A 20,450-nucleotide genomic window follows, 5' to 3' on the forward strand; every position below is an offset into this window, starting at 1 on the left:
GCCCACCCCGGCCCCGACGGCGGCCCCGGCCGCGCCGGCTCCCCTGTCGACCATGATCATCGACACCCCGGTACGCGCCGGCCAGCGCATCTATGCGCGCGGCAGCGACCTGATCATTACCGCGGTGGTCAACAATGGCGCGGAAATCATCGCCGACGGCAGCATCCACGTGTATGCGCCGCTGAACGGCCGGGCCCTGGCGGGCGCATCCGGTAACCCGGAGGCGCGCATCTTCGCCCTGTCGATGCAGCCGGAACTGGTGTCGATCGCGGGCGTGTACCGCACCTTCGACGATGGGTTCCCGAACGACCTGACGCGCCAGCCGGCGCAAATCCGGCTGGTCGGCGACCGCCTCGATATATCATCGCTGGCGCCGGCGTCGCGTGCTTGATCACCCATAGACCGCAGATACTGCTAGAACTGTAAAGGACCTTTTTGTGGCACGAATTATTGTTGTGACGTCCGGCAAGGGCGGTGTGGGCAAAACCACTTCGAGCGCGAGCTTTTCCTCCGGCCTGGCCCTGCGCGGCCACAAGACCGCGGTCATCGACTTCGACGTCGGCCTGCGTAACCTCGACCTGATCATGGGCTGCGAGCGTCGCGTGGTCTATGACCTGATCAACGTGATCAACGGCGAGGCGACCCTGAACCAGGCCCTGATCAAGGACAAGCACACCGACAACCTGTTCATCCTGCCGGCCTCCCAGACCCGCGACAAGGATGCGCTGAGCGAAGACGGCGTCGAGCGCGTGCTGAACGACCTGGTGCAGATGGGCTTCGAATTCATCATCTGCGATTCGCCGGCCGGCATCGAGCACGGCGCGCTGATGGCCCTGACCTTCGCCGACGAAGCGATCATCGTGACCAACCCGGAAGTCTCCTCGGTGCGCGACTCCGACCGCATCCTCGGCATCATCCAGGCCAAGTCGCGCCGCGCCCAGAGCGGTTCGGAGCCGGTCAAGGAGCACCTCCTGATCACCCGCTACTCGCCGAAGCGCGTGGACGCGGACGAAATGCTGTCCTACCAGGACGTGCAGGAAATCCTGCGCATCCCGCTGATCGGCATCATCCCGGAATCGGAATCGGTGCTGCACGCATCGAACCAGGGCAACCCGGCGATCCACTTCAAGGGCACCGACGTGGCCGAGGCCTACGAAGACGTGATCGCCCGCTTCCTGGGCGAAGACCGCCCGCTGCGTTTCACGACCTACGAAAAGCCGGGCCTGTTCTCGCGCATCTTTGGAGCCAAGTGATATGCCAATCCTAAACTTCCTCTTTCCCAAAAAAGAGAAGAGCGCGACAGCGGCCAAGGAACGCCTGCAGATCATCATCGCGCGCGAGCGCACCAACCGCGCCGGCCCGGACTTCCTGCCGGCCCTGCACCGCGAGCTGATCGAAGTGATCTCGAAGTACACCAAAGTCAGTGCGGACGACATCAAGATCTCGCTCGATCGCCAGGGCAACCTGGAAGTGCTGGATGTGAACGTGGTGCTGCCGGACGCCTGATGTCGCCGGCTTGATAAACAAATGCCCGCTTCGAGCGGGCATTTGTTTATATAGAGCGTGGTTCAGACCGGGGCCGTCCCCATGTCGATCACGCGCGCCTTCTGCAGCTCGCGCGCCACCTTGGCGCAGGCGTCCACGTGCTGGTAGCCCATCTTGCGGAATAGCGCGAAGCCGATCGCCGCCGACGCCACCTGCCCCGCGATCGGCACCACCTTGGTCACCGTCTTGGCCGCGATCTTGATCCCTGCTTTCTTGAACAGCTGCAGCACCAGGGTCCTGGTCACCAGTTTACCCACGAGCATGCCGCCGACCGAGGCCGCCGCCTGGTAGGCCAGCACCCGCATGCGCGGATGGAGGCGCTCGATCTGCTGCTGGCTCAGGCCGAATTCCTTGTTGACCTCTTCCACCAGCACCGTGAAGGTGGTCAGGTCCGACACGATGTCGATACCCGGCAAGGGCACCGCCGCCACCCCGGCCGAGACCAGGGCGCGCTTGCGCACCATCTCGCGGCAGCGCTCGCGCGCCACCTCGATCTCGGCGCCGCTCACCGGCTCCAGTTTGGAGTCTGTTGCCACCACGTCTCTTTTTTTGCGTCGAAACAACATTATCGCCTCCCATTCACATCGTCAGCACAAGTGTAACGCCCTCTGGCATTTCGCCTTAACACAACAGATGAAAGTTCCCAGAAGCAAATTCGTTATTTTTCCATAGCGCTATTTTGTGAAAGTCTGCTATATTCGGTTTAACTCTTGTAGGAGGCTTCCTACATGGGCAACCTTAACAGTAGATGTCCTATGAAGATCGCCGTTCTTGAGCAAGACCGCAGCCAGGCGGAACTGATTTGCCAGGTGCTGACCGCAGCCGGGCATACCTGTCACGCCTACGACAGCGCCAAGGAATTTCTCGCGCAGGTCCGCAAGGAAAACGCGGACATGCTCGTGATGGATTGGAACGTGCCCGACCTGGAAGGCGCTGAAGTGCTGCGCCGCGCCAAGGAAAAGCTGGCGTCGAGCGCGCCGACCATTTTCCTGGTCGGTAACAATGCCGAGGACGACATCATTGCCGGCGTCACCGCAGGCGCCGACGACTACCTGGTCAAGCCGCTGCGCCGCGGCGAACTGGTGGCCCGTGTCTCGGCCCTGCTGCGCCGCGCCTACCCGTCGCAGAACAGCGCCGAGCAGCTGCAGTTCGGCCCCTTCACTTTTGAGACCCGCCCGGGGCGCCTGCTCAAGGATGGTTCGATCATCGACGTCACCCAGAAGGAATTCTCGCTGGCGCTGCTGTTCTTCCGTAACATCGGCCGCCCGCTGTCGCGCGCCTACATCCACGAATCGGTGTGGGTGCGCGATACCGACGTGCCGTCGCGCACGATGGACACCCACGTCTCGCGCGTACGCAACAAGCTCAGCCTGCGCCCGGAGAACGGTTTCCGCCTGGTGCCGGTCTACAGCTACGGTTACCGCTTGGAAAAACTCGGCGCCTAATAGTATTGCGCTAACAGAGGTGGCCGGCCCCGGCCGTCCTCTGAAACCCTGCTCGCGTAAGGGTATAATGGGTGCAACCCCGTCGACCCTGTCCCACCATGCAACTGCTTGCCGTTGGCCTGAACCACACCACCGCACCGGTCTCGCTGCGCGAGCAGCTGGCGCTCGCGCCTGACCAGCTCGGCAAGGCGGTGCAGGCGGCGCGTAGCTGGTTCGCGCGCCAGGGCTCGACCACCAGCGGCGACGAAGCGGCGATCCTCTCCACTTGCAACCGTACCGAGATGTATGCGGCCAGCGATGTCGCCAATCCGCTCGACGCCTCGGGCCAGTTCCTGGCCCACTACCACGCCCTGAATTTCGCCGAGCTGCGCCCCCATCTCTATATGCTGCCGCAAGACAGCGCGGTGCGCCACGCCTTCCGCGTCGCCTCCGGGCTTGATTCGATGGTGCTGGGCGAACCGCAGATCCTGGGCCAGATGAAGGACGCGGTGCGTACCGCCGAAGAAGCCGGCGGCCTGGGCACCTACCTGCACCAGCTGTTCCAGCGCAGCTTCGCGGTGGCCAAGGAAGTGCGCAGCACCACCGAGATCGGCGCCCACAGCGTGTCCATGGCCGCGGCCGCGGTGCGCCTGTCGCAGCGCATTTTCGACCGCATCGCCGACCAGAACGTGCTGTTCATCGGCGCCGGCGAGATGATCGAACTGTGCGCCGCCCACTTCGCGGCCCACAATCCGAAATCGGTCACCATCGCCAACCGCACCATGGAGCGCGGGCAGGCGCTGGCCGCGCGCTACAACGGCGCGGCGATCCGCCTGGCCGAGCTGCCCGAGCGCCTGCACCAATTCGACATCGTGATCTCCTGCACCGCCTCGACCTTGCCGCTGATCGGCCTCGGGCTGGTCGAGCGCGCGGTCAAGGCGCGCCGCCACCGCCCGATGTTCATGGTCGACCTGGCCGTGCCGCGCGATATCGAGCCGGAAGTCGCGCGCCTGGATGACGTCTTCCTGTACACCGTCGACGACCTCGCGCAGGTGGTGCAGACCGGCATGGAGAGCCGCCAGGCCGCCGTGGCCCAGGCCGAAGCCATCATCGAGACGCGCGTGCAATCCTTCATGCACTGGGTGGGCGACCGCGCCATGGTGCCGGTGATCCGCGACCTGCACGAGTCGAGCGAGGCGCTGCGCCTGGCCGAACTCGAACGCGCGCGCAAACTGCTGGCGCGCGGCGATGATCCCGAGGCCGTGCTGGAAGCACTGTCCAGGGGCCTGGCCGCCAAGTTCCTGCACGGTCCGCAGCAGGCGCTGCACCACGCCCAGGGCGACGAACGCGCGCGCCTGGCCAGCCTGCTGCCCCAGCTGTTCCGCGGCCGCCGTTAGCGGCCCTCCTCCTTTCGTCGTGCGCTTCTCCCTGGAGCGCGTTCCGGCCGCCCCGCGGCTACCAAGACTCTATCGAATCCCATGAAACCATCCATGCTGGCCAAGCTGGACCAACTGGCCAATCGACTCGTCGAACTGGACGAACTCCTGATGTCCGAAGGCGCCACCGCCAACATGGACAGCTACCGCAAGATGACGCGCGAGCACGCCGAGCTGTCGCCGCTGGTCGCCTTGTATAAACAGTACGGCGCCGCGCAGGACGACATCGTGGCGGCGCAAGAGATGGCGCAGGATCCGGAGATGAAGGAGTTCGCGCAGGAGGAAATCGAGGCGGCAAAGGCGCGCCTCGCCGCGCTCGACCTCGAGCTGCAGAAGATGCTGCTGCCGAAGGACGCCAACGACGAGCGCAACATCTTTCTCGAGATCCGCGCCGGCACCGGCGGCGACGAGTCGGCCCTGTTCGCGGGCGACCTGCTGCGCATGTACACCCGCTTCGCGGAGCGCAACCGCTGGCAGGTCGAAGTGGTGTCGGAGTCCGCTTCGGACCTGGGCGGCTACCGCGAAGTCATCGTGCGCATCATCGGCAACGGCGTGTACTCGAAGCTGAAGTTCGAGTCGGGCGGCCACCGCGTGCAGCGGGTGCCGGCCACCGAAACCCAGGGCCGCATCCACACCTCGGCCTGCACCGTGGCCGTGATGCCGGAAGCCGACGAGGTCGAGGACGTGAACATCAACCCGGCCGACCTGCGCATCGACACCTACCGCGCTTCCGGCGCCGGCGGACAGCACATCAACAAGACCGATTCGGCGGTGCGCATCACCCACCTGCCGACCGGGATCGTGGTCGAATGCCAGGACGACCGCAGCCAGCACAAGAACAAGGCGCAGGCCCTCAAGGTGCTGGCGGCGCGCATCAAGGACGTGCAGCTGCGCGAGCAGCAATCGAAGGAAGCGGCCACCCGCAAGAGCCTGATCGGCTCGGGCGACCGCAGCGAGCGGATCCGCACCTACAACTTCCCGCAGGGCCGCCTGACCGACCACCGCATCAACCTGACCTTGTACAAGCTGGATTTCATCATGGATGGCGACCTGACGGAGCTGACCAATGCGCTGGCGGCGGAGCACCAGGCGGAGCTGCTGGCGGCGCTGGGGGATTGATCGGCCGGGTTAAGCAAAGATTAAGTGGCCACACAGGCTTCATGCGAGAATGGCCACCGTCCCGAACAACACCTATAAGAATCCAACGATGCTGCCCTCCAACCGCCAGATCCTGTTCGCCATCTCCTCGATCTGCTTCGCGCTGATCGCGGTCGCCCTCTATCTGCAGCACATCCAGCAGATGCTGCCCTGCCCGCTGTGCGTCATCCAGCGCTACATGTTCCTGGCGATCGGCATTGCCAGCCTGGTGGCGGCGATCAGCGGCAAGGTACGCGAAGGCACGATCCTGGCGCTGCTGGCGGCGCTGGGCGGCCTGTGGGCGGTCGGCAAGCACCTGTGGGTGATCGCCCATCCGGGTTTCAGCTGCGGCATCGATCCGATGGAGACCATCCTCAACAAGATCCCTACCGCCGAATACCTGCCCTGGCTGTTCCGCGCCGACGGCCTGTGCGAAGGCGCCACCGATTCGCTGCTGGGCCTCGCGATCCCGCAATGGTCGGCGGTGTGGTTCGTGGTGCTGACCGTGCTGCTGGCCTTCGTCCTGATCCGCAAGCCGGGCAAGCAAGTTCGATGACAGCATTGGTGGAAGCCGGCGCCAGCCTGCGCCAGCTGCAGCTCTCGCTCCCGCTCGACCCGCTGGAAAACCGCATCCTGCTGTGCCACGCGCTGGGGCTGTCGAGGGTTAGCCTGATCACCCAGTCCGAGCGCATGCTCACGCAAGAAGAAGCGGCGGGTCTTGGCGCGCTGGTGCAGCGCCGCCTGGACGGCGAGCCGATCGCCTACATCGTCGGCGAACGCGAATTCTTCGGCCTGCCCTTCCGGGTCGGCCCGGGCGTGCTGATCCCGCGCCCCGACACCGAACTGATCGTCGAACTGGCGCTCGAACGCCTACCCGAGAAAGGCCGCCTGCTCGACATGGGCACCGGCAGCGGGGCGATTGCGGTCGCCTGCGCCCACGCTCGCCGTGACGCCAGCGTCACGGCGCTCGACCTCAGCGACGAGGCCCTCGCCATCGCGCGCGCCAACGCGGCTAGCAACAGCGCCCGCGTGCGCTTCCTGCGCAGCGACTGGTTCTCGGCCGTCGGCGAGGAGCATTTCGAACTGATCGCTTCGAATCCCCCCTACATCGCGGCCGGCGACGCCCACCTGTCGGAGGGCGACCTGCGCTTCGAGCCAAGCGGCGCCCTGACCGACCACGCCGACGGCCTGTCGGCCCTACGCATCATCATCGAGGGCGCACCCGCCCACCTGGCGCCGGGCGGCTGGCTGCTGCTCGAACACGGCTACGACCAGGCGCAGGCCGTGCGCGCCTTGTTGCAGGCACGCGGTTTCAGCGAGGTCCAGAGCTGGCGCGACCTGGCCGGCATCGAACGGGTCAGCGGCGGCCGCCTGCCCTAGCCTGCGCGGCGCTCCCGGCGCCGTTGTTACAATGACCAGACCTTGACCGCCAGCCCGGACGGGCACCGCATGCGCAAACTGTTCGCCTCGATCATCCTGCTCGCTCCCTTCGCTTGCTTCGCCGCCGACACGACGACCGAGTCCGCGCGCCGCCTGTTCGAACGCGAGTGGCAATGGCAGCTGCGCCAGCAGCCCGAATACGCGACCGGCATCGGCGTGCACCGCTACGACGGACAGCTGTCCGACACCTCGCTCGAAGCACGCGCGGCGGCCGTCGAGCATGCGCGCCAGGTACTGGAAGAAGCGCGCCGGCTCGAGCGCGGCGAGCTGCAGGGACAGGACCGCGTCTCCTACGACCTGTTCGTAGCCGCGCGCGAACGCGAGCTGGCCGCCGCCGCTTTCACCACCTTCGACCCGCTGCCGATCAGCAGCTGGGACGGCCTGCAGATCCGCCTGCCGCGCCTGGTCGCGCAGATGCCCTTCGCCACCGAGCAGGATTACCGCAACTATCTTGGACGCCTGCGCGCGCTGCCGGCCCACGTCGATGGCCTGATCGAGCAGATGCGCGCCGGGATGCGCGCCGGCTGGACCGTGCCGAAGATTGTCATGGCGCCGGTGCCGGACGCGCTGCGACGCCTGCGCGAAGACCTGGCCGCAGGTCCCCTGTATGCGCCTTTCCAGCGCATCCCGGCATCGATCGACCCTGACGTGCGCGAAGACCTGGTCGACGACGGCATCAGTGCGCTGGCCAATGCCGCGGTTGCCCTGTGGCGGCTGGAAGACTTCCTGCGCAGCGAGTACCTGGGGGCCGCGCGCGAGACCATCGGCGCGTCCAGCCTGCCCGGCGGCGCGGCCTGGTATGCCTTCCTGGTGAAGAGCAGCACCACCACCGGCCTGAGCCCGGCCGAGGTGCACGCCATCGGCTTGAAGGAAGTGGCGCGCATCCGCGCCGAGATGGCAGCAACGGTGCCGCGCACCGGCTTCAAGGGCGGCCTGGATCGCTTCCTGGTCTTCGCGCGCAGCGACCGGCGCCTGTTCTTCGAACAGCCCGAAGCCCTGCTGGGGCGCTACCGCAAGGCGCTCGCGCGGGCCAAGGCCAAGCTGCCGAAGGTGGTCGCCACGGTGCCCACCGCCGAGATCACGGTCAAGCCGATGCAGGATGGGATCGGCCAGCCGGTGGCCTACTACGAGGCCGGCAGCGACGAGCGCAGCGCGGCGCTGGTGGTCAACCTTACGCAACTGGGCACGCGCCCGATCTGGCAGATCGACAGCGTGGCCCTGCACGAGGGCGTGCCCGGCCACCACCTGCAGGTGGCGCGCGCCCAGATCCTCGACCTGCCCGCCTTCCGCCGCTACGGCTGGTTCGACGCCTTCGGCGAAGGCTGGGCCACCTATGCCGAGGGCCTCGGCCCGCTGCTCGGCTTCTTCGACGACCCGTTCTCGCGCTTCGGCCAGCTCAATGAAGAAATGCTGCGCGCCGCGCGCCTGGTGGTGGACACCGGCATCCATGCCCAGGGCTGGTCGCGCAAGCAGGCGATCGACTACCTGAACGCGCACACCGCCAATCCGCCCCAGGACAACGAGGCCGAAGTCGACCGCTACATCGCCCGCCCGGCGCAGGCGCTCGGCTACAAGATCGGCCAGCTGCGCATCGTCCTGCTCCGCGACAGCGCGCGCGCCGCGCTGGGTCCGCGCTTCGACCTGCGCCGCTTCCACGATGCGGTCTTGAAAAGCGGCGCCCTGCCGCTCGACCTGCTGCAGCGCCAGGTCGAGGCCTGGGTGCTGAGCGAAAAAAAGGCAGCCCGACCGGCGCCGGAGCCTGCCGCGCTTCCGGCCAAAAGCGCTGCCAAAGGGACTGCAGAAGGAACGACCGGCGAGGAATGAAGGGCCTCCCGGCGCGCTGCGCGTTTTTCGGTTACTCTCTGCTCCAATCCGCATTGGCAGTATAAGAAAGGAAACACCCGTGTCGACCCAATTACAACGCCGCCTCGCCCTGCTCGACGATGACGACCATCGCGCCCTGCTCGGCCAGGGCCTGCGTGGCATCGAACGCGAAACCCTGCGCGTGGACCGGCAGGGCCACCTGGCGCGCACCCCGCACCCGGTCGAGCTCGGTTCGGCACTCACCAATCCACAGATCACTACCGACTACGCCGAGGCCCTGCTGGAGTTCATCACCCCGGCCGAACACGACATCTCGGTGGTGCTGAACCACCTCGACGCGATCCACCGCTACGCCCACGCGCGCCTGAAGGGCGAGATGCTGTGGAGCGTGTCGATGCCGGGCGAACTGCCTCCGGAAGAAGAGATCGAGATCGCCTGGTACGGCAGCTCCAACATCGGCATGCTCAAGCACGTCTACCGCCGCGGCCTGGCGCTGCGCTATGGGAAGGCGATGCAGTGCATCTCGGGCATCCACTACAACTACTCGCTGCCGGAAAAACTGTGGAAGCTGGTCGCGGCCAGCGAAGGCATCCATGAGGAACGCCGCCATGCGCTGCGCGACTTCCAGTCCGAGAGCTACATTGCGATGATCCGCAACTTCCGCCGCTACAGCTGGCTCCTGATGTACCTGTTTGGCGCTACCCCGGCCCTCGCCACCAGCTTCCTGCGCGGCGGCCCGCACGGCCTGCAGACGCTGTCCGAGGACACGCTCTACCTGCCTTACGCGACCAGCCTGCGCATGAGCGACCTCGGTTACCAGAACGACGCCCAGGCCGGCCTGCGCCCGCACGAAAACAGCCTGGAGAGCTACGTCACCAGCCTGATGGCGGCCGTGAACACTGCCTACGAGCCTTACCAGGCGCTGGGCACCAAGCGGGACGGCGAGTGGATCCAGCTGTCGACCAATGTGCTGCAGATCGAGAACGAGTACTACTCGACGATCCGTCCGAAGCGCGTGATCCGCACCGGCGAGCGCCCGGTGCAGGCCCTGTGCAACCGCGGCGTGCAGTACATCGAGGTGCGCTGTCTCGACGTCGACCCGTTCGAACCGGTCGGCATCAGCCTGGAGACCGGCCGCTTCCTCGACGCCTTCCTGCTGTTCTGCGCTTTCGAGGAGAGCCCCCTGATCAGCGCCCACGAGAGCCAGGTCCACGCGCGCAACTTCGCGCGCACCGTCAAGGAAGGACGCGACCCGGCGCTGACGCTCACGCGCGACGGCAATGAGGTCTCGCTCAAGGACTGGGCGCTGGAACTGGTCGAGCGCATCCGCCCGGTGGCGCAGCTGCTGGACGACCAGCACAACGAGGGCAATGTGCACGAGTCCTCGCTCAACCTGCAGAAGGCCAAGATCATCAACCCGGCCCTGACCCCGTCGGCACGCGTGCTGGAAGAGATCCGGAGCATCGGCTCGGCCACCGCTTTTGGTTTGCGCCAGAGCGAACTGCATGCGGCCAGCTTCCGCGAGAGCCCCCTGATGCCGGCCGAGGAAGCGCTGTTCGACGAGATGGCGCAGAAGTCGCTGGCCGAGCAGGCCGCCGTCGAGCAGGTCGACACCGGCAGCTTCGACGATTTCGTCGCCGCCTACAACAGCAGCACGCTGTGCGGTAACCACTGAACACGGCTTACCTGCCGGCCGCATGCTCACGTTCTACAACGAACACCACGCCCAGCAGGCCGGCAGCGCTGCATCGGCCCCGTGGGGCGACGAGCCCGGCGCGCTCGCGCTGACGCTGGCGGAGTTCGAACGGCGCGGCCTGGGACGCATCGTCACGCCGCACGGCGTGTCCCTGGTCTCGCTCGAGCGGGTGCACACGCCGCGCTACCTGCATTTCCTGCGCACGGCCTGGAGCGAGTGGACCGCGCGCGATCCGGCGCATGCGGCAAAGGAGCTGCTGCCGACGGTGTGGCCGGCGCGTGGCGCCCCATGTGAACCGGAACCGGAAGACTTCTTCGCGCGTCTCGGCCTGTTCGCGTCCGACAGCCGTACGCCGATTGGCGCCGGCACCTGGATCGCCGCGCGCACCGGCGCCGACTGCGCCATCAATGCCGCGCACGCGCTGCGCGTGGGCGAGCGCGCCACCTTCGCCCTGACCCGTCCCGGCCAGCATGCGCGTGCCGAGGGCTTCGGCGGCGGCTGCTTCCTGAACACGGCGGCGCTGGCGGCCCAGCACCTGCTGGACGACGGCCTGGGGCGCGTGGCCATCCTCGACATCGCACGCCACCACGGCGCCGGCACCCAGGACATCTTTTACGCGCGCGCCGACGTGCTGTGCGTGTCGATCCACCTCGACCCGCGCCATGCCTATCCCTTCTACAGCGGTCATGCCGGCGAACAGGGGTCGGGCGCAGGCCTCGGCGCCACCATGAACCTGCCCTTGCCCGCCGACTGTGAAAGCGGCCAGTGGTTCGCCGCGCTCGAGACGGCCTGCGTCAAGCTGGCCATGTTCCGGCCCGAGGCGCTGGTGGTCTCGCTGGGCGCCCTCGCCCCGAACTTCGGCCTGCAGGGCGGCGACGCCCTACGCATCGGCGAGCGTATCGCCCACCTCGATTTGCCCACCACATTCATTTTCGAGGGCGGCCACGGCGCCGGCGTCGTGAACATCCTCGAAGGTTTCGAAACCGCCGCCTGAGGCATTGCGCCGCGCGGCACCTACCCAAGCTCAACCATGATCGACTGGCAGTTCTCCCACTTCAACGAGCTCACCCCCGCCGACCTGTACGAGGTGCTGGCCCAGCGCCAGGACGTGTTCATCCTCGAACAGACCTGCCTCTATCCCGACATCGACGGCCTCGACCCGCGGGCGCACCACCTGCTCGGCTGGCGCGCGGTGGACGGCAAGCGCCAGCTGGCCGCCTACCTGCGCGTGCTCGGGCCGGGCGTGAAGTACGACGAGATGTCGCTCGGCCGCGTCATCACCACCAAGGCCGCGCGCGGCAGCGGGGCCGGACGCGAACTGCTGGCGGAAGGGATCGCGCGCGCCGAAGCGCTGTACCCGGGCCACCGCATCCGCATCGGCGCCCAGCAGTACCTGGAAAGCTTCTACCAGAGCTTCGGCTTCGAGACCGTCTCCGCACCCTACGACGAAGACGGCATCATGCACATCGACATGCTGCGTTAAGAAAAGCGCACGCTTTCCCGACTGCCAGCCCTGCGCCGTCCCGCCAGCAGCACCAGTCCGGCCGCCAGCAGCGCGTAGCTGCCCGGCTCAGGCACGGCGGAGACCAGGTCCAGCCGCACCGACAGGCACTCGCCCATGCGGCAGGCCTTGCCGAGGATCTGCTGGGCGTCGTTGATGTCGTAGGCTTCCACCACCGTCCAGCCGTCCGCGCCTTGCACCAGGCGGTTCAGGTCGGCCATCCGGCCGTCGGTGTAGAGGAAGGCATCCTTCACCTCGCTCCAGGAATACCGGGCCCAGCCGACCGCCATGCCCATGTTGTTGATGGCTTTCGCCTCGCCGAAGGCGACCTGGCCCTCGAAGGGGCCGAGATGGCGCATGCTGCCGTTCGTGTAGATGAAGGGCACCATGTCTTCGGTTTCGTCGGTGCTCCAGCCGACCACTTGCCCGGCGTCGTTGATGTCGTTGGCGAAGCTGTCCCAGCCGCCGAGGCTGCCGAGGTCTTGCATGGTCCCGTTCTGGTACAGGAAGGCGTGCCCGGTCCAGGGCGAGTCGGCGCCGTCGTAGGTGGAGCCGCCCACCACCTGCCCGTGCGTGTTGATCGACATCGCGACGGACCAGGTTTCCCAGCCGCGCAGCGTGCCGAGCATCCGGACGCTGCCGTTCGCGTCCATCCAGGCGTGCTGGTCGCCACCGAAGGTGGCGTATTCGCCGGCCACGTGGCCGAACTCGTTGATGCCGTTGACGCGCCCGGTCTGAAACTCGTCGAGCACCGGCCCGGCGTTGCGCAGCGCGCCGGCGCTGTACAGGAAAGGCTGGCCGTATTCGCTGTTCAGGGCGCCGGCGACGTCGCCGCGGCCGTTGATTGCGAAGGCGTAGCTGTTGGCGCCGAGCGCGAGATTGATGAGCGCACTGCCGTCCCAGATGCTCGCGCCCGCGCTGGTATTACCGACGATGCGTCCGGCGCTGTTCATGGCCTTGGCGTCGAAGCCCGCGGGAAGAAAGGACAGCGCGTAGATCGGATCTGCCAGCGCTGCGAGCGGGCTGGCCAGCAGCGCCAGCAGAACAATTTTCTTTAACGACATGATCGCCCCGTTGAGTTATCGATATCGCAAGCATGGGCCAGACATGCGAAAGCGGTCTGCGATAACTCAGGCGGGGACGAGGTTCAGGGTGCGAGCAGCACCGCGCGGCAATCGCCCAGGTCGGTGCAGGCGTAGGCGGCGATCTGCTGGCTGTCATTGATGCCGACGGCGTCGAGCACGGTCCAGACGCCGCGCTTGGCGACCAGGTCGTTCAGGTCGTGCATCACGCCGTCGCGGTAGAGGAAGGCGTGCGAGAAGCTCTCGCCGGGCAGGTCGCCGGCGCGGGTCGAGTAGCCGACCACCATCCCCGCATTGTTCAGCGAGCGCGCTTCGGTGCTGGCGCCGCCGAAGGAGCCGATGTCGAGCATCGCGCCGCCGCGGTACAGGAAGGCGTGCTGGATGTCGGCGTTCACGAAGCTCATGCCGGCCACGTCGCCGCGCTCGTTGATCGCGGCGGCCGAGCTCGACGGGCCACCGAGCGTGCCGAGGTCTTTCATCACGCCCTTGGCATACACGAAGGCGCGCTGGGCCGTGAAGCCGCGCAGGAAGGACACGCCGACCACCGTGCCGGCGCCGTTGATCCCGGTCGCGCGCGCTACGCCGCTGCCGAGGCTGCCAATCGCGTTCATCTTGCCGCCGGCGTACAGGAAAGCGCGGTCATTGCCGGCGCGGTCCAGCGCATACCCGGCCACCTGGCCGCTCGCATTGATGGCCGTGCCGAAGCTTGGGCGGCCGTTCAGCATGCCGATGTCGCGCATGGCGCCGCCGCCGTACACGAAGGCGTGCGACACGCCGTTCTTCGTCTCCGACGAACCGGCGACCTGGTTGGCCGGGCTAATGGCCGTGGCCGAACTGCCGTTGCCGCCGAGCGTGCCAAGCGTCGTCATGCTGCCTTGGGACCAGACGAAGCCGCGGCCAACGGGTCCGGTGCCCACGATGCGCCCGCTGGCGTCGATGGCCTGGGGTGTGGTGTTGGGCGGGAGGAAGCTCATTTTGTAGAGGGTCTGGCTGTGTGCGGCGAGCGGGGTGACAAGCGAGGACGACAGCAGGAGGGCGAGCAGGGATTGACGCATGACTGAGCTTTGATGCTTGAGTGAAGGGGACTTGCAGCATCTCGGATAGCCGGCCCAGCAGGTTTGATAAATATCAATGTCCAAAATCTCATCTGCGCGGATGCGCTGCCAGGCGCCCGGCCGTGCATACGACCAGGGCCGCCAGCAGCAGCCAGCCGTCCGGCTCGCTTTGCGCGGCGGCCAGCGGCACGCAGGCGGCGTGGGTGACGAGAGTGGATTCGGTGAGAAAAAAGAAGATGGTCATGGGCGCACAGGCAGCATTGTCGGACCCGCAGCATCCGCCATCGGGCAGACTCGGCCTGTGCGCCAGCGCAGGCGTGCGCGCAAAAAAAAACCGGGGCGGCGCCCCGGTCTCTTGCCTGCAGTGGTGTTACTCCACCGTTACTCCACCTTGGTCAGCGTGATTTCGAAGACCAGGCCATTGCCGGGCGGGACGCCGTTCGAGCCGCGGTCGCCATAGGCCAGGCTGGCCGGCACTTCGATGGTGCGCTTGCCGCCGACCTTCATGCCGGTGGTGCCCTGCTCGAAGCCCGGGATCACGGCATTGGTGCCCAGCTTGTACGAGAAGCTGTTCGATTCGATGCGGGCGCCCTTGTGGTCGGCCGCCGAGGCGCTGTACAGCCACAGGGTGTAGGTCACGGTGGCGGTCTTGCCGGAGACGGCTTCGGCGCCGGTGCCGACGGTGTCGTCCTTCTTCACCAGCGAAGCAGGATTGTTCACATTCGGGGTGCCGGAATCACCGCCGCCACCGCCGCAGGCGGTCAGGCTGAGGATGGTGGCAAAGGCGGCGATCAGGAGAAACTTCAGCTTCATGGATGGTCCTTAAGGGGGATGCGGAAAAAGTAATTCGGGGAAACACCGCACCTTACCTCAGCCATTCATCACTGTGTGTCCGCCCTTTGTATTTTTTTGTAAAGGCTTAAATCTCGACCTGGGTGCCCAGCTCGATGACGCGATTCGGCGGGATCTGGTAGTAGTCGGCCGCCGCCCGCGCGTTCCTCGACATCATCACGTACAGGTGTTCGCGCCACGGCGCCATGCCGCCGCCCGGCGCCGAGATCACGGTCTGGCGCGCGATGAAGAAGGAGGTTTCCATCATCTCGAAATTCAAGCCGAGGCCGGAGCACTGGCGCAGGATGCCGGGGATGTCCGGCTCGTCCTTGAAGCCGTACTGGACATTGAGCTGGAAGCAGTTGTGCCCCAGTTCCACCACCTCGACCTGTTCCTCGCGCGCCACCCACGGCACTTCTCGGATGTGCACGGTCAGGAACACGACGCGTTCATGCAAGACCTTGTTGTGCGAGAGATTGTGCAGCAGGGCGTGCGGCACGCCGTCGCTCTCGCCGCGCATGAACAGCGCGGTGCCGGGCACGCGCGCCGGCGGCGCCACGAACAGCGATTCCATGAAGGCTTCCAGCGGGATCGCATGCTTTTCCAGGTTCTCGAACACCAGTTCGCGGCCGCGCTTCCAGGTCAGCATCAGGGTCAGCAGGACCGTGCCCAGCAGCAGCGGGAACCAGCCGCCGTGGAACAGCTTGAGCGTGGTCGAGGAGAACAGCATCACGTCGATCACCAGGAAGAAACCGGTCGCGCCCACGCACACGGCCAGCGGCAGGCGCCAGCGGTAGCGGGTGACGAAGAAGGTCAGGATGGTGGTCGCCATCATGGTGGCGGTCACCGCGATGCCGTAGGCGCCGGCCAGGTTGTCCGAGGAGCCGAAACCGATCACCGCGATCAGGACCACCGCCAGCTGCACCCAGTTCACGGCCGGGATGTAGATCTGGCCGATCTCGCTTTCCGATGTGTGCAGGATGCGCATGCGCGGCAGCAGGCCGAGCGCGATCGCCTGCTTGGTCATCGAATAGGTGCCCGAGATGGTCGCCTGCGAGGCGATCACGGCCGCCATGGTCGACAGGATCACCAGCGGGAACACGCTCCAGGTGCCGAGCTGGTGGAAGAACGGGTTCTCGACCGCGTCCGGCTGCATGATCAGGAGGCCGCCCTGGCCCAGGTAGTTCAGCGCCAGCGCCGGGAAGCAGATCGAAAACCAGGCCAGGCGGATCGGCTTGCGGCCGAAGTGGCCCATGTCGGCATACAGCGCCTCGGCGCCGGTCATGGCCAGCACCACTGCGCCCAGCGCGACAAAGGCGAGCAGCCGGTTTTCCATCATGAAGCGCAGCGCATGCCAGGGGTTGAGCGCATTCAGGATCACGGGCGCTTCGAGGATGTTGATGACGCCCATCACAGCCAGGGCGATGAACCAGAGCAGCATGATCGGCCCGAAGAAGCGGCCGATGCCGGCAGTGCCGTGGCGCTGCACGCTGTACAGCAGCACCAGCACCACCACCGCGAGCGGCACCACGTAGTGCGACATGCCGGGCGCCGCCACTTCCAGGCCCTCGATCGCGCCCAGCACCGAGATCGCCGGTGTGATCACGCTGTCGCCGTAGAACATGGTGGCGCCGAGCACGCCGATCACCATCAGCGGGAAATACCAGCGCGAATGCTTGGTGACCGAATTGGTGGCCAGCGCCATCAGCGCCATGATCCCGCCCTCGCCGCGGTTATCCGCGCGCAGGACCAGGGTGACGTACTTGAGCGAGACGACGATCGTCAGGCTCCAGAAGATCAGGGAGATGATGCCGAGGATGTTGGGGGTGGTGAGGGGCAGGCCGTGTTCTTCGTCGAAGATCGCGCGCAGGGTATAGAGCGGGCTGGTGCCGATATCGCCGTAGACGATGCCGACGGCAGCCAGGGTCAGCGCCGCGACGCTGCTCTTCTTATTGTCTGAACTCAAGGTTGCACCGTTGTTCTGTTCTGGTGCGCTGCACCATAAAATAACGACAAGAAAATTGCAAGAAGATTTCGTATTGCATCATACACCTGCTGGAAAACAGGCCTGCCCAGCAGAGATATTGCGCATCAGGGATAATGTCAGCCCAGCAATCGCCTCCCCTCTGTCCATGCGCTCCGGTATCCTGTCCGCCGCCCTCGCCTTCCTGTGCTGGGGCCTGTTTCCCATTTATTTCCATGCGCTCGGAGACGTTCCTCCGATGCAGATCCTTGCGCACCGCGTCCTGTGGTCGCTGGGCTTCCTGCTGGTCGTGCTCCTTCTGCGCCGTCAATGGAAATGGCTGGCCATGGTACGCCAGCCGCGCGTACTCGCCAGCTTCCTCGCCTCGGCGGTGCTGCTCTCCGCGAACTGGCTGGTGTATATCTGGGCAGTGACCAGTGGCCATGTGATCGAGGCCAGCCTCGGCTACTTCATCAATCCTCTGGTGAACATCATGCTGGGTTACCTGCTGCTGAAAGAACGGATGCGCCCGGCACAATGGGCCGCGATCGCGATCGCCGCGCTCGGCGTCAGCTGGCTTACCTGGCAGTCGGGTTCAGTGCCCTGGATCGCTTTGTTCCTGGCGGCTTCCTTCGGTGGCTACGGCCTGCTGCGCAAGACTGCGTCGCTGGGTGCGCTCGAGGGCTTGTCGTTCGAGACCATGGTGCTGTTTCCGTTTGCGCTCGCCTATGTCGTCTGGCTGACGGCGACCGGCGACAACGCCTTCCTGAATGCGCCTTCCGACACCACCCGCCTGCTGCTGGTGGCGGCCGGACCCACGACGGCGATTCCCTTGCTCCTGTTCGCCACCGGCGCGCGCAAGATCCCGCTCTCGATCCTGGGCCTGCTGCAGTACCTGTCGCCGACCCTGCAGTTCCTGCTGGGCGTGTGGCTGTTCAAGGAACACTTCAGCAGCGACCGCCTGGTCGGCTTCGTGATGATCTGGGCCGCACTGGCGCTGTTTGCCGGCGAAGGGCTGCTGCGAAGCCGCGCCACCAAGTCATAAAGTCCTGTGTCGCGCACGGGTTCTGTCGTATCCTGTGCACCTTAAACAACACCAGAGTTAAAGCATGGCCAATTACGTCTATACCATGAACCGCGTGGGCAAAATCGTCCCGCCAAAACGTCAGATCCTGAAAGATATTTCCCTGTCCTTCTTCCCAGGCGCGAAGATTGGCGTGCTGGGCCTGAACGGCTCGGGCAAGTCGACCCTGCTGAAGATCATGGCCGGCATCGACACCGACATCCAGGGCGAAGCACGCCCGATGCCGGGCCTGAACATCGGCTACCTGCCGCAGGAACCGCAGCTCGATCCGGAAAAGACCGTGCGCCAGGAAGTGGAATCCGGCCTCGGTGAAGCCTTCGAAGCCCAGGCCAAGCTGGAAGCCGTGTACGCCGCCTATGCGGAAGAAGACGCGGACTTCGACGCCCTCGCCAAGGAGCAGGAGCGCCTGGAATCGATCATCGCCGCGGCCGATGGCGGCAACCTGAACCTGCAGATGGAAATGGCCGCCGACGCGCTGCGCCTGCCGCCGTGGGACCAGAAGATCAGCGTGCTGTCGGGCGGTGAGAAGCGCCGCGTGGCGCTGTGCAAGCTGCTGCTCTCCAAGCCCGACATGCTGCTGCTGGACGAACCGACCAACCACCTGGACGCCGAATCGGTCGAGTGGCTGGAGCAGTTCCTGCTGCGCTTCCCGGGCACCGTGGTGGGCATCACCCACGACCGCTACTTCCTCGACAACGCCGCCGAGTGGATCCTGGAACTGGACCGTGGTTCGGGCATCCCCTGGAAGGGCAATTACTCTTCGTGGCTGGACCAGAAGCAAGCGCGCCTGAAGCAGGAAGAAGCGACCGAATCGGCACGCCAGAAGGCGCTGGCCAAGGAACTCGAGTGGGCGCGCCAGAATCCGAAGGCACGCCAGGCCAAGTCGAAGGCCCGCCTGGCCCGCTTCAACGAGCTGAGCGAGTACGAATACCAGAAACGCAACGAGACCCAGGAGATCTTCATCCCCGTGGCCGAGCGTCTGGGCAATGAAGTCATCGAGTTCAAGAACGTGTCGAAGGCTTTCGGCGACCGCCTGCTGATCGACAACCTGTCCTTCACCGTGCCGCCGGGCGCGATCGTCGGCATCATCGGTCCGAACGGCGCCGGTAAGTCGACCCTGTTCAAGATGATCGCGGGCAAAGAGCAGCCGGACAGCGGCGAGGTCCTGATCGGCAAGACCGCCAAGGTCTCGCTGGTCGACCAGAGCCGCGACGAACTGGCCAACAACAAGACCGTGTTCGACGACGTCTCCGGCGGCGCCGACATGCTGAGCGTGGGCCGCTTCGAAATGCCGTCGCGCGCCTATCTCGGCCGCTTCAACTTCAAAGGCTCGGACCAGCAAAAGGTGGTCGGCAACCTGTCGGGCGGTGAACGCGGCCGCCTGCACCTGGCCAAGACCCTGCTGCAAGGCGGCAACGTCCTGCTGCTGGACGAACCGTCGAACGACCTGGACGTGGAAACCCTGCGCGCGCTGGAAGACGCCCTGCTCGAGTTCGCCGGCAGCGTGATGGTGATCTCGCACGATCGCTGGTTCCTGGACCGTATCGCGACCCACATCCTGGCCTTCGAAGGTAATTCGCAGGTGACCTTCTTCGACGGTAACTACCAGGAATACGAAGCCGACAAGAAGAAACGCCTCGGCGAAGAAGGTGCGAAACCCAAGCGTATCCGCTACAAGCCGCTCACGACCTAAGTGCTTGTTTCGTAATGGAAAGCCCCGCATTGCGGGGCTTTTTTTTTATTCCCGGAAACGGAACGCGGGTTTTAGAAAGTCATGGGTAGAATCGTCGCGTTTGGGCCTGTAGGCCAGGGATGTGCGCTGCCGTTCTGCGGCCTGCGCTGACAGTGCTTATGATTGATTACCGCAACAACCGTGTCCCGGGCGGGACCTTCTTTTTCACGGTGCGCCTGCTCGAACGGGGCAGCACCCTGCTGACAGACCATATCTCCGCCTTCGGCGAAGCCATGCGCCTGGCGCGCGTGCGCAAACCCTTCCACGTCGATGCCTGGGCGGTCCTGCCGGACCACGCACATGCGATCTGGACGCTGCCGCCGGGCGACCACGACTGTTCCAGCCGCTGGCGCGCGGTCAAGATCGCCTTTTCCAAGGCGCTGCGTAAATCCACGATGCCGGATGCGAACGACAGCACGATCTGGGAACGCCACTACCAGCACTACCGGGTCGGCGACGACCAGGAATACGCCGCGCTGGTCGACTACACCCACACCGACGCGGTACGGCATGGCTTCTGCAGCCATCCGCACGAATGGCCGTGGTCCTCGCTGCATCGCTTCATCAGTGCCGGCCACCAGGCGCCGGCGCCGGAACTGATCGTACCGCCCTGGGTCCACCGCCCGCAGCCGCACGGATTCGCGCGCTTGTGAAAAACAAAAAGGCCCCGCAGGGCCTTTTTGTTTTGATCACGCGAGAC

21 protein-coding genes are annotated in these 20,450 nt (G+C 65.8%); 15 read left to right on the plus strand and 6 right to left on the minus strand.

Features of this window, described 5'->3' with window-relative positions:
• From minC to minE, 3 genes are all read left to right on the plus strand, one after another.
• A partial coding sequence (gene minC, locus GV068_RS14770) for a septum site-determining protein MinC (protein WP_159705058.1) occupies positions 1–391 on the plus strand: 391 nt, incomplete at its 5' end.
• Positions 392–437: 46 nt separating this feature from the next.
• Positions 438–1,253, plus strand: a complete 816-nt coding sequence (gene minD / locus GV068_RS14775) for a septum site-determining protein MinD (protein ID WP_159699134.1) — start codon at positions 438–440, stop codon at positions 1,251–1,253.
• A 1-nt stretch (position 1,254) separates the two neighbouring features.
• Positions 1,255–1,506: a cell division topological specificity factor MinE gene (minE, locus tag GV068_RS14780; protein WP_159699137.1), complete on the plus strand. Its 252-nt coding sequence runs from the start codon at positions 1,255–1,257 to the stop codon at positions 1,504–1,506.
• Between the two features lie 62 nt (positions 1,507–1,568).
• On the opposite strand, the gene GV068_RS14785 is transcribed toward minE, so the two are convergent.
• Positions 1,569–2,081 (minus strand): hypothetical protein, encoded by a 513-nt coding sequence (locus tag GV068_RS14785; protein WP_201303294.1) that lies wholly within the window; start codon positions 2,079–2,081, stop codon positions 1,569–1,571.
• A 219-nt stretch (positions 2,082–2,300) separates the two neighbouring features.
• On the opposite strand from GV068_RS14785, the gene GV068_RS14790 reads away from it, so the two are divergent.
• The 9 genes from GV068_RS14790 to GV068_RS14830 all read left to right on the plus strand — a co-directional run bounded on the left by GV068_RS14790 (position 2,301) and on the right by GV068_RS14830 (position 11,985).
• Positions 2,301–2,990, plus strand: a complete 690-nt coding sequence (locus tag GV068_RS14790) for a response regulator transcription factor (protein ID WP_159699140.1) — start codon at positions 2,301–2,303, stop codon at positions 2,988–2,990.
• Between the two features lie 98 nt (positions 2,991–3,088).
• Positions 3,089–4,366, plus strand: coding sequence for a glutamyl-tRNA reductase (hemA, locus tag GV068_RS14795; RefSeq protein ID WP_159699143.1), 1,278 nt, complete (start codon positions 3,089–3,091; stop codon positions 4,364–4,366).
• Positions 4,367–4,447: 81 nt separating this feature from the next.
• On the plus strand, positions 4,448–5,524 hold the full coding sequence (gene prfA, locus GV068_RS14800; RefSeq protein WP_159699146.1) for a peptide chain release factor 1: 1,077 nt from the start codon (positions 4,448–4,450) through the stop codon (positions 5,522–5,524).
• Positions 5,525–5,612: 88 nt separating this feature from the next.
• Positions 5,613–6,098: a disulfide bond formation protein B gene (locus tag GV068_RS14805; RefSeq protein ID WP_159699149.1), complete on the plus strand. Its 486-nt coding sequence runs from the start codon at positions 5,613–5,615 to the stop codon at positions 6,096–6,098.
• The gene (gene prmC, locus GV068_RS14810) at positions 6,095–6,922 is read left to right on the plus strand and encodes a peptide chain release factor N(5)-glutamine methyltransferase (protein ID WP_159699152.1); all 828 of its coding nucleotides are present in this window, start codon (positions 6,095–6,097) and stop codon (positions 6,920–6,922) included. Before GV068_RS14805 ends, prmC begins: the two co-directional genes overlap by 4 nt.
• 69 nt (positions 6,923–6,991) lie before the next feature.
• Positions 6,992–8,806: a DUF885 family protein gene (locus tag GV068_RS14815; RefSeq protein ID WP_159699155.1), complete on the plus strand. Its 1,815-nt coding sequence runs from the start codon at positions 6,992–6,994 to the stop codon at positions 8,804–8,806.
• 79 nt (positions 8,807–8,885) lie between these two features.
• Positions 8,886–10,481 (plus strand): glutamate--cysteine ligase, encoded by a 1,596-nt coding sequence (gshA, locus tag GV068_RS14820; RefSeq protein ID WP_159699158.1) that lies wholly within the window; start codon positions 8,886–8,888, stop codon positions 10,479–10,481.
• Positions 10,482–10,503: 22 nt separating this feature from the next.
• A complete protein-coding gene (locus tag GV068_RS14825) occupies positions 10,504–11,496 on the plus strand; it encodes a histone deacetylase family protein (RefSeq protein ID WP_159699161.1) in 993 nt (330 codons plus the stop codon).
• Between the two features lie 36 nt (positions 11,497–11,532).
• Positions 11,533–11,985, plus strand: coding sequence for a GNAT family N-acetyltransferase (locus GV068_RS14830; RefSeq protein ID WP_159699164.1), 453 nt, complete (start codon positions 11,533–11,535; stop codon positions 11,983–11,985).
• Here the strand turns inward: GV068_RS14830 and GV068_RS14835 are convergent.
• From GV068_RS14835 to GV068_RS14855, 5 genes are all read right to left on the minus strand, one after another.
• Complete coding sequence (locus GV068_RS14835) at positions 11,982–13,067, minus strand: PEP-CTERM sorting domain-containing protein (RefSeq protein WP_159699167.1); 1,086 nt, start codon at positions 13,065–13,067, stop codon at positions 11,982–11,984. The two genes, GV068_RS14830 and GV068_RS14835, sit on opposite strands and share 4 nt — an antisense overlap.
• 83 nt (positions 13,068–13,150) lie before the next feature.
• On the minus strand, positions 13,151–14,140 hold the full coding sequence (locus GV068_RS14840; RefSeq protein ID WP_159699170.1) for a hypothetical protein: 990 nt from the start codon (positions 14,138–14,140) through the stop codon (positions 13,151–13,153).
• 88 nt (positions 14,141–14,228) lie between these two features.
• Positions 14,229–14,384, minus strand: coding sequence for a hypothetical protein (locus GV068_RS14845; RefSeq protein WP_159699173.1), 156 nt, complete (start codon positions 14,382–14,384; stop codon positions 14,229–14,231).
• Between the two features lie 137 nt (positions 14,385–14,521).
• On the minus strand, positions 14,522–14,953 hold the full coding sequence (locus GV068_RS14850) for an FKBP-type peptidyl-prolyl cis-trans isomerase (protein ID WP_159699176.1): 432 nt from the start codon (positions 14,951–14,953) through the stop codon (positions 14,522–14,524).
• 106 nt (positions 14,954–15,059) lie between these two features.
• A complete protein-coding gene (locus tag GV068_RS14855; RefSeq protein ID WP_159699179.1) occupies positions 15,060–16,937 on the minus strand; it encodes a potassium transporter Kup in 1,878 nt (625 codons plus the stop codon).
• A 166-nt stretch (positions 16,938–17,103) separates the two neighbouring features.
• Here GV068_RS14855 and rarD point away from each other — a divergent pair, with 166 nt between their 5' ends.
• The 3 genes from rarD to GV068_RS14870 all read left to right on the plus strand — a co-directional run bounded on the left by rarD (position 17,104) and on the right by GV068_RS14870 (position 20,403).
• Positions 17,104–17,979 (plus strand): EamA family transporter RarD, encoded by an 876-nt coding sequence (gene rarD / locus GV068_RS14860; RefSeq protein ID WP_159699182.1) that lies wholly within the window; start codon positions 17,104–17,106, stop codon positions 17,977–17,979.
• A gap of 64 nt (positions 17,980–18,043) precedes the next feature.
• The gene (gene ettA / locus GV068_RS14865) at positions 18,044–19,711 is read left to right on the plus strand and encodes an energy-dependent translational throttle protein EttA (protein ID WP_159699185.1); all 1,668 of its coding nucleotides are present in this window, start codon (positions 18,044–18,046) and stop codon (positions 19,709–19,711) included.
• A 158-nt stretch (positions 19,712–19,869) separates the two neighbouring features.
• A complete protein-coding gene (locus GV068_RS14870) occupies positions 19,870–20,403 on the plus strand; it encodes a transposase (protein WP_159699188.1) in 534 nt (177 codons plus the stop codon).
• Positions 20,404–20,450 lie beyond the last annotated feature (47 nt).

The sequence above is a fragment of the Massilia sp. 9I genome (assembly GCF_902506415.1).
Classification (GTDB): domain Bacteria; phylum Pseudomonadota; class Gammaproteobacteria; order Burkholderiales; family Burkholderiaceae_D; genus Telluria.

Bases quoted from the DNA above. Each gene is read 5' to 3' on its own strand.
- minE (WP_159699137.1), top strand. From the start codon at position 1,255: ATGCCAATCCTAAACTTCCTCTTTCCCAAAAAAGAGAAGAGCGCGACA.
- GV068_RS14790 (WP_159699140.1), top strand. From the start codon at position 2,301: ATGAAGATCGCCGTTCTTGAGCAAGACCGCAGCCAGGCGGAACTGATT.
- hemA (WP_159699143.1), top strand. From the start codon at position 3,089: ATGCAACTGCTTGCCGTTGGCCTGAACCACACCACCGCACCGGTCTCG.
- prfA (WP_159699146.1), top strand. From the start codon at position 4,448: ATGAAACCATCCATGCTGGCCAAGCTGGACCAACTGGCCAATCGACTC.
- GV068_RS14805 (WP_159699149.1), top strand. From the start codon at position 5,613: ATGCTGCCCTCCAACCGCCAGATCCTGTTCGCCATCTCCTCGATCTGC.
- prmC (WP_159699152.1), top strand. From the start codon at position 6,095: ATGACAGCATTGGTGGAAGCCGGCGCCAGCCTGCGCCAGCTGCAGCTC.
- GV068_RS14815 (WP_159699155.1), top strand. From the start codon at position 6,992: ATGCGCAAACTGTTCGCCTCGATCATCCTGCTCGCTCCCTTCGCTTGC.
- GV068_RS14825 (WP_159699161.1), top strand. From the start codon at position 10,504: ATGCTCACGTTCTACAACGAACACCACGCCCAGCAGGCCGGCAGCGCT.
- GV068_RS14830 (WP_159699164.1), top strand. From the start codon at position 11,533: ATGATCGACTGGCAGTTCTCCCACTTCAACGAGCTCACCCCCGCCGAC.
- GV068_RS14835 (WP_159699167.1), bottom strand. From the start codon at position 13,067: ATGTCGTTAAAGAAAATTGTTCTGCTGGCGCTGCTGGCCAGCCCGCTC.
- GV068_RS14840 (WP_159699170.1), bottom strand. From the start codon at position 14,140: ATGCGTCAATCCCTGCTCGCCCTCCTGCTGTCGTCCTCGCTTGTCACC.
- GV068_RS14845 (WP_159699173.1), bottom strand. From the start codon at position 14,384: ATGACCATCTTCTTTTTTCTCACCGAATCCACTCTCGTCACCCACGCC.
- GV068_RS14850 (WP_159699176.1), bottom strand. From the start codon at position 14,953: ATGAAGCTGAAGTTTCTCCTGATCGCCGCCTTTGCCACCATCCTCAGC.
- rarD (WP_159699182.1), top strand. From the start codon at position 17,104: ATGCGCTCCGGTATCCTGTCCGCCGCCCTCGCCTTCCTGTGCTGGGGC.
- ettA (WP_159699185.1), top strand. From the start codon at position 18,044: ATGGCCAATTACGTCTATACCATGAACCGCGTGGGCAAAATCGTCCCG.
- GV068_RS14870 (WP_159699188.1), top strand. From the start codon at position 19,870: ATGATTGATTACCGCAACAACCGTGTCCCGGGCGGGACCTTCTTTTTC.